The sequence below is a fragment of the Pseudomonas sp. AMR01 genome (assembly GCF_041946035.1).
GTDB lineage: Bacteria > Pseudomonadota > Gammaproteobacteria > Pseudomonadales > Pseudomonadaceae > Aquipseudomonas > Aquipseudomonas antarctica_B.
Genome location: NZ_JAUTYR010000046.1, coordinates 26,462 through 38,505, shown reverse-complemented (window position 1 = coordinate 38,505; position 12,044 = coordinate 26,462). Strand labels below are relative to the sequence as shown.

The 12,044-nt window shown below is 59.9% G+C and carries 8 protein-coding genes; all 8 read left to right on the top strand.

Translation table 11 applies throughout. The features are described from left to right. Positions 1-237: 237 nt before the first annotated feature. The 8 genes from yaaA to Q7C20_RS24385 all read left to right on the top strand — a co-directional run bounded on the left by yaaA (position 238) and on the right by Q7C20_RS24385 (position 12,036). Positions 238-1,017: a peroxide stress protein YaaA gene (gene yaaA / locus Q7C20_RS24420; protein ID WP_375070865.1), complete on the top strand. Its 780-nt coding sequence runs from the start codon at positions 238-240 to the stop codon at positions 1,015-1,017. An 887-nt stretch (positions 1,018-1,904) separates the two neighbouring features. Then, positions 1,905-3,221, top strand: a complete 1,317-nt coding sequence (locus Q7C20_RS24415; protein WP_375070864.1) for a nucleotide sugar dehydrogenase — start codon at positions 1,905-1,907, stop codon at positions 3,219-3,221. Between the two features lie 83 nt (positions 3,222-3,304). Next, positions 3,305-4,786 (top strand): mannuronan synthase, encoded by a 1,482-nt coding sequence (gene alg8 / locus Q7C20_RS24410; RefSeq protein WP_375070863.1) that lies wholly within the window; start codon positions 3,305-3,307, stop codon positions 4,784-4,786. A 36-nt stretch (positions 4,787-4,822) separates the two neighbouring features. Continuing rightward, the gene (locus tag Q7C20_RS24405) at positions 4,823-5,989 is read left to right on the top strand and encodes a PilZ domain-containing protein (protein WP_375070862.1); all 1,167 of its coding nucleotides are present in this window, start codon (positions 4,823-4,825) and stop codon (positions 5,987-5,989) included. An 89-nt stretch (positions 5,990-6,078) separates the two neighbouring features. Next, positions 6,079-7,503, top strand: a complete 1,425-nt coding sequence (gene algK / locus Q7C20_RS24400) for an alginate biosynthesis TPR repeat lipoprotein AlgK (protein WP_375070867.1) — start codon at positions 6,079-6,081, stop codon at positions 7,501-7,503. Beyond that, positions 7,500-8,987, top strand: coding sequence for an alginate export family protein (locus Q7C20_RS24395; protein WP_375070861.1), 1,488 nt, complete (start codon positions 7,500-7,502; stop codon positions 8,985-8,987). The genes algK and Q7C20_RS24395 overlap by 4 nt, the downstream gene beginning before the upstream one ends. Next, a complete protein-coding gene (gene algG, locus Q7C20_RS24390) occupies positions 8,987-10,576 on the top strand; it encodes a mannuronan 5-epimerase AlgG (RefSeq protein WP_375070860.1) in 1,590 nt (529 codons plus the stop codon). Before Q7C20_RS24395 ends, algG begins: the two co-directional genes overlap by 1 nt. 11 nt (positions 10,577-10,587) lie before the next feature. Further along, on the top strand, positions 10,588-12,036 hold the full coding sequence (locus Q7C20_RS24385) for an alginate O-acetyltransferase (RefSeq protein WP_375070866.1): 1,449 nt from the start codon (positions 10,588-10,590) through the stop codon (positions 12,034-12,036). Positions 12,037-12,044 lie beyond the last annotated feature (8 nt).

Genomic DNA, 12,044 nt, shown 5'->3' with positions numbered 1-12,044 from the left:
CCGCATTCGTCCTTTTTAGGGTCGCTGCGCAACCCAACGCGGGGCAAGCCCGCTCGCCACGGGATACTTATCGCCTGCTCTACCTAAAGACCTTGAAAGGGCTGGCTGTAAGAGCGGAACCAATCCCAGCCATAACCGCAGCAACGGATATGTACACAACCACCCCTATCACCATCATAGGTGGAGTCAAACCCCCTCCCCCCCTACAATCCCCCAACGATTACAGGAGCCAACTTCATGCTGATGGTGATTTCCCCCGCCAAAACCCTCGATTTCGAGTCCAAACCGGCCACCCCGCGTTTCACCCAGCCGCAATTCCTCGACCACTCCCAGGAGTTGATCGAGCAATTGCGCGAACTGACCCCGGCGCAAATCAGCGAATTGATGCACGTCTCCGACAAGATCGGCGGCCTCAACGCCGCGCGATTCGGCAGCTGGACCCCCGCGTTCACTCAAGCCAACGCCAAACAAGCACTGCTGGCCTTCAAGGGCGACGTCTACACCGGCCTCAACGCCGAGACGTTCAGTGATGCCGATTTCAGCTACGCCCAGGACCACCTGCGCATGCTCTCCGGCCTTTACGGCCTGCTGCGCCCGCTGGACCTGATGATGCCGTACCGCCTGGAAATGGGCACCAAACTGCCCAACGCCCGCGGCAAAGACCTCTATGCGTTCTGGGGCACGCGCATCAGCGAATGGCTCAACGAAGCGCTGGCCGCACAAGGCGACGACGTGCTGCTCAACCTGGCGTCCAACGAATACTTCTCGGCGGTCAAGCGCACGGCTTTGAACGCGCGGATCATCAACACCGAGTTCAAGGACCTGAAGAACGGCCAGTACAAGATCATCAGCTTCTACGCCAAAAAGGCCCGAGGCATGATGAGCCGCTTTGTGATCGAGGAGCGCATCAACGACCCTGCCAAGCTCAAGCAGTTTGATGTGCAGGGTTACCGCTTCAATGCAGAGCTGTCCAAGCCGGACAATTTGGTGTTCCTGCGCGATCACGCACCGGAATAAGGCGATACCTTCAGCGTCCAGGCAATGAGATTCAAATGTGGGAGCGGGCTTGCTCGCGAACGCGGTAGACCAGTCAGTGCATCTGTGACTGATACACCGCATTCGCGAGCAAGCCCGCTCCCACAGTTTTGATCGCATTCCAACCACGAAACTGTCACTCGTTTGGCGTCAAAAAACACCCCGCCGCAAACCTAAAAATTATTTCACTCGACATTCATCATTTTTTTTCGTAGTGGCACCACTTTTTTCCAACACTAGTGGCACAAAACTATCCCCGCTTGCCAACTCCCTGCAACTACTGGCCCAAGTAGCCAGTGCTATCAATATACTACCAGTGCCATCTTTTCTAATATTGCAAGAAATGTCAGCCCACAGGATGAGCGGCCAGGAACTTCGTCCTCAACCACTGCTCATACCACCGGTAGCGAAATTCTCTGTTGCTGTAAGAGATGACTTACGCGGCGACCAACGGAAGTAGCGAAGTTGTCATTATTCAACTTTGACTCATGGGTCACCTTACCTACCCACTGATTAACTGCGGCGACAAGGATGATATGCCAGGAACTATCAGGCCACGGCCAAGCTTACCTAAATGTGCCAGTGATAAAACCCAAGGCATTGATATTTAAAGGCTTATAGCCTCTATCAAACCCTTGTGGCATTGGCGCCAGGCCCTTCTCCCAGAAAGGCCGGCTGCATTTGAGGGCAAGCTCAAATAATAAGGTCACGTTGCGCACAACTTGAGTGCCCTCGTTAGTCACTCGTTATTCAACATGCCTACACGCAATAAGTCGGCGTCTATTCGCCTAACTTCTGCGGCATCAGTGACGCTTGCAAACATGAACTCCGGCCATTTAATTGGCATGATTAATATTGAGGTAAATGCGATGCGCATCAGCATATTTGGTTTGGGTTACGTAGGCGCAGTCTGTGCCGGTTGCCTGTCTGCACGGGGCCATGAAGTGGTCGGCGTAGACATTTCCAAGGATAAGATCGACCTGATCAACGCTGGCAAATCGCCAATTGTTGAGCCGGGTCTGGGCGAACTGTTGAGCCAGGGTATCGAGACCGGTCGACTGCGCGGCACTACCAACTTCGCCGAAGCCATCCGTGACACTGACCTGTCGATGATTTGCGTGGGCACGCCGAGCAAGAAGAACGGCGACCTCGAACTCGATTACATCGAAGCCGTGTGCCGCGAAATCGGTTTTGTCCTGCGTGACAAAGCCACCCGCCACACCGTGGTGGTGCGCAGCACCGTGTTGCCGGGCACCGTGGCCAACGTGGTCATCCCGATTCTCGAAGACTGCTCCGGCAAGAAAGCCGGCGTCGACTTCGGCGTCGCGGTCAACCCGGAATTCCTGCGTGAATCCACCGCTATCGCCGACTACGACCTGCCGCCAATGACCGTCATCGGCGAGTTCGACAAAGCCTCCGGTGATGTCCTGCAGTCGCTGTACGAAGAACTCGACGCACCGATCATCCGCAAGGACATCGCCGTTGCAGAGATGATCAAGTACACCTGCAACGTGTGGCACGCCACCAAGGTCACCTTCGCCAACGAAATCGGCAACATTGCCAAGGCTGTCGGCGTCGATGGCCGTGAAGTGATGGAAGTAGTCTGCCAGGACAAGACCCTCAACCTGTCCCAGTACTACATGCGCCCAGGCTTTGCCTTCGGCGGCTCGTGCCTGCCCAAAGACGTGCGTGCCCTGACCTACCGCGCCAGCACCCTGGACGTGGAAGCGCCGCTGCTCAACTCGCTGATGCGCAGCAACGAATCCCAGGTGCAGAACGCCTTCGACATCGTCGAAAGCCACGACAAACGCAAAGTCGCCCTGCTCGGCTTGAGCTTCAAGGCCGGCACCGATGACCTGCGTGAAAGCCCGTTGGTAGAGCTGGCTGAAATGCTGATCGGCAAGGGTTACGACCTGAGCATCTACGACAGCAACGTCGAGTACGCCCGTGTCCACGGTGCGAACAAGGACTACATCGAAGGCAAGATCCCTCACGTGTCGTCCCTGCTCAACTCGGACTTCGATGATGTGATCAACAACTCCGACGTGATCATCCTCGGCAACCGCGACGAGAAGTTCCGTGCCCTGGCGCACAACGCTCCGCACGGCAAGCAGGTGATCGATCTGGTGGGCTTCATGTCCCAGGCCACCAGCGTGAGTGGCCGTACCGAAGGCATTTGCTGGTAACAGCAACGGCGAGTTTCAAGCTGCAGGTGGCCTGCCCCCCAGCGCCTGCAGCTTGAAGCCTTCTTCACCTTCGGATGACGCTCATGTCCAAGTTAAAACACGTACTGCTCCAATCCGCCGGCTGGCTGTTCTTCTTGAGCCTGCTGATGGGACTCGCCTTGCTGTTGCCGGCGAGTACGTTCGACTCCGAGTCGAAGAATTTTATTTTCCTGATTGGCGCCGTCGGTATCTGGCGCTACTCGATGGGTGCTACGCATTTCTTTCGCGGCATGCTGTTCCTGTACGTGGTGTACCCGCACCTGCGGCGCAAAGTGCGCAAGCTGGGCACGTCGGCAGACCCCTCCCATGTGTTCCTGATGGTCACCAGTTTCCGTATCGACGCGCTGACCACCGCGCAGGTGTACAGCTCGGTGATTCGCGAAGCCATCGAATGCGGCTTCCCGACCACCGTGGTCTGCTCGCTGGTGGAAATGTCCGATGAGCTGCTGGTGAAAAGCCTGTGGGAACGCATGAACCCGCCGGAACACGTGAAGCTCGACTTCGTGCGCATCGCCGGTACCGGCAAGCGCGACGGTTTGGCCTTTGGCTTTCGCGCCATCTCCCGCCACCTGCCGGATGACCGCGCCGTGGTGGCCGTGATCGACGGCGACACCGTGCTCGCCGAAGGTGTGGTACGCAAAACCGTGCCGTGGTTCCAGCTGTTCGGCAATGTCGGCGGCCTCACCACCAACGAGTTCTGCGAAGTGCGCGGCGGCTACATCATGAGCGAATGGCACAAGCTGCGCTTCGCCCAGCGCCACATCAACATGTGCTCCATGGCCCTGTCCAAGCGCGTGCTGACCATGACCGGTCGCATGTCGGTGTTCCGTGCCAGCGTGGTCACCGACCCGGGCTTTATCGCCGACGTGGAAAGCGACTCGCTGCAACACTGGCGCCTGGGCCGCTTCAAGTTCCTGACCGGTGACGACAAGTCCAGCTGGTTCAGCCTGATGCGCCTGGGTTACGACACGTTCTACGTGCCGGACGCCGCGATCAACACCGTGGAACACCCGCCGGAAAAGAGCTTTATCAAGGCCAGCCGCAAGCTGATGTTCCGCTGGTACGGCAACAACCTGCGCCAGAATTCCCGCGCCCTCGGCCTGGGTGTTCGTCGCCTCGGCTTGTTCACCAGCGTGGTGCTGTTCGACCAGCGCGTGTCGATGTGGACCTCCCTGCTCGGCCTGACCGTGGCGATCATCGCCACCTTCAAATACGGCGGCGCGTTCATCCTCGCGTACCTGCTGTGGATCGGCATCACCCGCCTGATTCTCACCCTGCTGCTGTCGTGTTCCGGCCACAAGATCGGCCCGGCGTACCCGGTGATTCTGTATTACAACCAGATCATGGGCGCGCTAGTGAAGATCTACGTGTTCTTCCGCCTTGATCAACAGTCCTGGACCCGCCAGGACACCAAACTGACCCGCGATTTGGCCAGCTTTCAACGTTGGTTCAACACCTGGTCGTCTCGGACCATGACCTTCTCCGCCGGCAGCATTTTCGTCGCCGTGTTGCTGATGATGGTCTGACCCTGCCAAGCCTGAATTAACTTAGGAAAACACCTGATGAATAGCTCTGTAAACGCCAACGTTGTCCACGAATCCGAAGCCCAGCGCCAACACGCCCGTGTCAAAATCCCGGCCAAGCTGCGCTTCTTCGGCACTGACGGCAAACCCACGGAAGCGCGGGTCATCGACCTTTCCGCCGGTGGCCTGGCCTTCACCGCCACCCAGCCACTGACTGTTGGCGAAGTGCACAAGGGCAGACTGCAATTCGTCATCGATAACCTCGGCCTGGCGATGGACGTCGAGCTGCAAATCCGCTCCTACGACCGCCAGAGCGGCCGCACCGGTTGCCAGTTCCAGAACCTGGAACAACAGGATATTTCCACCCTGCGTCACCTGATCACCTCGCACTTGTCCGGCGACATCGTGTCGATGGGCGACGTACTCGCCACTCTGCAACGCGACAACTTCACCAAAGCGCGCAAGGTCAAAGACAGCGGCAGCGGCATGACTGCATTCGGTCGTCTGCGTGCGGTGACGTTCAGCGCAGGGATCTTCATCGTCGGCCTTGCCGCCTTCGGTTTTGTCTTCAAATCGGTGTACGGCATGTACTTCGTCAGCCACGCCCAGGCGGGCCTGGTCAGCGTACCGGGGATGAACGTGACCATGCCGCGCGACGGCACCGTGCAAAGCCTGCTCAAAGGTGACGCGGTAGCGGCCAAAGGCGCGCCACTCGCGACCTTCAGCACCAGCATGCTCGACGTGCTCAAGGGCCACCTGGACGAAGACCAGTTGCAACCGGCCAAGGTGGAAGAGCTGTTCGGCAAGCAAATGACCGGCACCCTGACCTCGCCATGTGATTGCGTGGTTTCGCAGCAGCTGGTTGCCGACGGCCAATACGCCAGCAAAGGCGACGTGATCTTCCAGCTGGTGCCACGTGGCAGCCAGGCCAATGTGGAAGCACGCTTCACCTACCGCCAGTTCGCCGACGTTCGCCCAGGTACGCCAGTGAGCTTCCAGGTGGCCGACGAAGAACAGATCCGCACCGGCACCATCGTCAGCAGCACCAGCCTGAACAGCGCCGACCTGTCCTCCGACATCCGCGTGCAAATCAAGCCGGATGCACCGCTGGACAGCACCTACGCCGGCCGCCCGGTGGAAGTGACCAGCGACCGTGGCCCATCGCTGAACTGGCTGATCGATAAAGCCATGGCTCACGGTCTGTAAGCGAGGACATGCCTGTGATGACTCTCTCAAATTCACCGCAATCCCTGTGGGAGCGGGCTTGCTCGCGAAAGCAGTGTGTCAGCCAGCACATGTATCAACTGACACTCCCTCTTCGCGAGCAAGCCCGCTCCCACATTGGGTCTCTGTGCACATTGGCCCTTGCCGTCAGCCTGGCCGGTTGCGCCGGCCTGCCCGACCAGCGCCTGGCCAATGAAGCACTGAAACGCGGCGACACCGTCACCGCCCAGCAGAACTACCAGCAACTGGCAGACCTGGGTTACAGCGAGGCCCAAGTCGGCCTTGCCGATATCCAGGTAGGCACCCGCGACCCCGAGCAAATCCGCCAGGCCGAGGCCACTTACCGCGCCGCCGCCGACACCTCGCCGCGCGCCCAGGCTCGCCTCGGTCGCCTGCTGGTGGCCAAGCCCGGCGCCACGGAAGCCGAGCAACACGAAGCGGAGGGACTGCTGAAAAAAGCCTTTGCCAATGGCGAAGGCAACACCCTGATTCCGCTGGCGATGCTGTACCTGCAATACCCGCACAGCTTCCCGAACGTGAACGCCCAGCAGCAAATCAACAAATGGCAGGCCGCCGGTTATCCGGAAGCCGGCCTGGCCCAGGTGCTGCTGTATCGCACCCAGGACACCTACGACCAGCACCTGGATGACGTGGAGCGCATCTGCAAAGCAGCGCTGAACACCACAGACATCTGCTACGTCGAGCTGGCCACGGTCTACCAGAAAAAAGCCGAGCCGGAAAAGCAGGCCGAACTGCTCAAGCAGATGGAAGCCGGCTACAGCCGTGGCACCGTCACCGCACAGCGCGTCGATAGCGTGGCTCGCGTGTTGGGCGATGCAACCCTGGGCAAGACCGACGAGAAAACCGCGCAAGCGCTGCTGGAAAAAATCGCTCCCGGTTACCCTGCGTCCTGGGTCAGCCTGGCGCAATTGCTCTACGACTTCCCCGAGTTGGGCGACGTCGACCAGATGATGAAGTACCTCGACAACGGCCGCGCCGCCGACCAGCCGCGCGCGGAGTTGTTACTGGGCAAGCTCTATTACGAAGGCAAGTGGGTGCCGGCTGACGCCAAGGCCGCCGAAGCGCACTTCGAAAAAGCCGTGGGCAAGGAAGTGGCCGCCGATTACTACCTCGGTCAGATCTACCGTCGTGGTTACCTGGGCAAGGTCTACTCGCAAAAAGCCCTCGACCACCTGCTGACCGCTGCGCGCAACGGCCAGAACAGCGCCGACTTCGCCATCGCTCAATTGTTTTCCCAAGGCAAGGGCACCAAGCCCGACCCATTGAACGCCTATGTCTTCAGCCAATTGGCCAAGGCCCAGAACACGCCAGAGGCCAATGACCTGGCCACGCAGCTCGAAGCCCCGCTCACGCCACAGCAACGCGCCGAAGGCCAACGCCTGGTGCAACAGGAGCTGGCGACGCGCGGCACCCTGGCCGAGAGCACGCTGCAACTGCACGCCCTGGAAGACGAAGACGGCGAGGAATCCCTATGAAGCTCAACCCATTCGTCAAGGCCGGTATCGGCCTGACCTTCGCCCTGCTGTGGTCGTGCCCGACCCTGGCCGCGCTGACCGAAGCCAAGAACTTTGGCCTTGAAGTGAAAGCCACCGCGCAGTCCGAAGACGACCGCGACCTCGGCACGCAGAAAGGCGGCGACGTCAACGGCATCGGCCTCGACCTGCGCCCGTGGATCTACGGCGAAAGCGGCGCGTGGAGCGCCTACGCCATGGGCCAGGCCGTAGTGTCCAGCGACATCATCGAGACCGACACCCTGCAACAGTCGGCCGACGACACCACTGAGCAATCCAGCAACGACGACCGCAAGGCCAAGAAAAACTACCTGGCCCTGCGCGAATTCTGGGTCGGCTACAGCGGTTTTACGCCCTACCCCGGCGAGATCCTCAAGTTCGGTCGCCAGCGCCTGCGCAATGACGACGGCCAATGGCGCGACACCAATATCGAAGCGCTGAACTGGACCTTCGACACCACTTTGCTCAAGGCCAATGTCGGCGCTGCCGAACGCTTCAGCGAATACCGCACCGACCTTAAGGAACTGTCGCCCAAGGACAAGGACCGTCAGCATTTCTATGCCGACGCCGCCTACCAGTGGACGCCAGGGCAGTGGATCGGCCTGCGCGGTCACCATACCCATGACGACGGCAAGCTCGACTACGCCGAACCGGGCGTGGCCACCGACCCGTTGGACAAGCGCGAAAACGGCGACCAGACCTGGCTCGGCATCGAAGCCAACAGCGACGCCTATAACTGGCGTAACACCAACACCGTCAACTATTGGGCCAGCGTCACCGGCATGAAAGGCGACCGCGACACGGTCAACGCCCTGAACGCCGACGGCACGCGTCCGGCACAAGCCAAGCGCAGCAACGACGTGAGTGGCTGGGCCACCGACCTCGGTGTGCGCCTGCGCCTCGACCCGCAATGGCAAGTCGGCGCTGCTTATTCGCGCGCCAGCGCCAACTACGAGCAGAACGGCCTGCAAAGTAACCGTTCGAACTGGACCGGCACCCAATCTCGCGTGCACCGCTTCGGCGAAGCGTTTCGCGGCGAGATGAACAACATGCAGTCCATGAGCCTGTTCGGTTCCTGGCAGCTGCGCGAGGACTACGACGCAAGCCTGGTGTACCACAAGTTCTGGCGCGTCGACGGCAACAAGGCGGTGGGCAGCAACGGCATTGATGCCGTGGAGAACAACACTGACGACGTGACCGGCGCGATCCTGTCCAGCACGTCCCTGCCGCTTGAAGACGGCAAGAAAGACCTGGGTCAGGAGATGGACGTGGTGGTCACCAAGTACTTCAAGAAAGGCCTGCTACCGGCCGCGCTCAGCCAGTCGATCGACGAACCGTCGGCGCTGGTGCGCTTGCGTGCCGGCGTGTTCAAGCCAGGCGACGCCTATGGCAGCGGCGTTGATTCGTACATGCACCGCGCGTTTGTCGACGTGATCTGGAAATTCTGATGGGAGCCTGCGCGATGAACCCTCAAGCCCTCAAAGGCTCGGTCAGCCTGCTGGTCGCAGCCATGCTGCTGGCCAGCACTTCGGCCTTTGCCGACGGTGCGCCGGTGAAGGCGCCGACCATCGCCAAAGAGCTGCAACAGGCCAAGACCTACACCATTTCCAGCCCGCCGACCGCGCCGCTGGAAATGCCCAAGCCGGCGCTGCCCGACCTGTCGGGCTACACCGCTGCGGCGATGGAAAAGAAGATCGTGCGCAGCAAGCCGGGCAAGGTCAGCATTCGCCGCATGATGCAGGAAGACGCGCTGAAAGACTTTATCGGCGGCGACAACAAGATGGCCGAATGGGTGGTGCGTCAGCACGGCATTCCCCAGGCCATTTTCGTTGACGACGGCTACATGAACCTCAAGGACCTGCTCGGAAAAGTGCCCAAGCAGTACCTCAGCGAAACTTCGCCGGGCGTGTTCCTGGCCAAGCTGCCGATCGTGGTCGGGCGCAAAGGCATCCTGGAAATCGACAAGAAAACCCAGGAGCTGCGCCTGTCCCAGCAAGCCGGTTCGTTCCTGATCAACGACGGCCAGTTGTTTGTGCATGACACCAAAATCACCGGCTGGAATGAAAAGGCGAATGGCCCGGCACTGTTTCAGTCGCCCAAGGAATTCCGCCCGTTCCTGCTGGCCTGGGGCGGCACCGAGACCTACATCTCCAAGACCAAAATGGCCAGCTTCGGCTATGCCAACAGTAAGTCGTACGGGGTGAGTATTTCCCAGTACACGCCGAACATGGCCAAGGTGCTCAAGCGCGCCGAGCCGACCGGCTGGATCATTGATTCCGAGTTTTCGGACATGTGGTACGGCTTCTACTGCTACGAAACCACAGGCTTTGTGCTCAAGGGCAACACCTACAAAGACAACATCGTCTACGGCATTGACCCCCACGACCGTTCCCACGGCCTGATCATCGCGGACAACACCGTCTACGGCACCAAGAAGAAGCACGGCATCATCATTTCCCGGGAAGTGAACGACAGCTTCATCTTCAACAACCGCAGCTACGACAACAAGCTGTCGGGCCTGGTGATCGACCGTAACAGCGTGAACAACCTGATCGCCGACAACGAGATCTACCGCAACCACACCGACGGCATCACCCTCTATGAGAGCGGCGACAACCTGTTGTGGGGCAACAAGGTCATCAGCAACCGTCGTCACGGCATCCGCATCCGTAACAGCGTGAACATTCGCCTGTACGAGAACACCTCGATGGCCAACGGTTTGACCGGCGTCTACGGCCACATCAAGGACTTGACCGACACCGACCGCGACATCGCCCTCGACCCGTTCGACGCCAAGGTTTCGCTGATCGTGGTCGGCGGTGAACTGGCCGGTAACGGCAGCGGGCCGCTGTCCATCGACTCGCCGCTGAGTGTCGAGCTGTACCGCGTATCGATGCTGGCGCCGACCAAATCCAGCGGCATCAGCTTCTCCGGCATCCTTGGGGATCGTCAGGAAGAAATTCTCGACCTGCTGGTGCGCCAGCAGAAAGCCGTGCTGATCGACCCTGTCGAACGCCAGACCGAAATGCAGGACTGAGGATGACCCTTATGCACCCACACATGATCAAACTGCTGAGCCTCTCGGGTCTGACCCTCGGCCTGCTCGCCGCCAGCCAGGGCGTGCGCGCCGACGAAGTGAAAGCACCGACTTTCACCGCCGAACCGTGCTGCAGCCTGTGCCCGGCGGCGCATGACGCGAAGAACTACACCACGCGCTACCAGCAAAACTTCACCACCCTGGTTCAAGCCCAGGGCGACTGGCTGTTTCGTACCCAGGAAGACCTGCGCACCGAATTCGATACCAGCCCTGCCGGCTACAAGCGCATGCAACAGCTGCATGATGCATTCAAGGCCAAGGGCGTGGAGCTGGTGGTGGTTTACCAGCCAACCCGTGGCCTGGTGAACCGCAACAAGCTCAACCCTGAAGAGAAAGCCAGGTTCGATTTCGACAAGGCGCTGGGCAATTACAAAACCATGCTCGGGCGCTTCGCCAAGATGGGTTATGTGGTGCCGGACCTGTCGCCGTTGACCAACGAACAGCTTCCCGACGAGTTGCCGGCCCATGATTTCTACTTCCGTGGCGACCAGCACTGGACCCCGTACGGCGCCCAGCGCACGGCAAAAATCGTCGGCGCCAAAGTGCGTGCAATGCCCGAGTTTGCCGATATTCCCAAGCGTGAATTCGAAACCAAGCGCTCCGGGCGCATGGGCAAGACCGGTACCCTGCACAACATGGCCGGGCAACTGTGTGGCACCAGCTACGCGATCCAGTACATGGACCAATTCACCACCGAGCCCAAGGGCGAAGCGGGCGACGGCGACCTGTTCGGTGATACCGGCAACCCGCAAATTACCCTGGTCGGCACCAGCCACAGCGGCAAGAACTACAACTTTGCCGGCTTCCTCGAACAGGAAATCGGTGCAGACATTCTCAACGTCGCTTTCCCCGGCGGTGGCCTTGAAGGCTCGATGATCCAGTACCTGGGCAGCGATGAATTCCAGAAAAGCCCGCCGAAGATTCTGATCTGGGAGTTCTCGCCGCTGTACCGCCTGGACCAGGAGACCATCTACCGCCAGATGATGTCGCTGCTCGACAACGGCTGTGAAGGCAAGACCGCGCAGATGAGTGCAAGCACCACGCTCAAGCCCGGCAAGAACGAACTGCTGGTTAACAGTTCGAACAAAGACCTGCGTAACGCCAGTCACCAGGTTGATATCCGCTTCGCCGACCCGTCGGTGAAAACCTTGCAAGCCACCCTCTGGTACATGAACGGGCGCCACGAGGACCTCAAAATCGAGAAACCCGAAACATCCGATACAGACGGGCGTTTCGCCTTCGAACTGCGCACCGATGAAGACTGGGCCTCGCAGAACTTGCTGGCCGTAGAAGTGCAAGGCCCGGAAGCGGGCCAGGCCGCGCAGAAGGTTGAAGCGAAAATTTGCACACGCAACGTATTCCCAAGCGGCGGTCAAAAGACCGCATCACTCGGGCAATGAGGTTACCT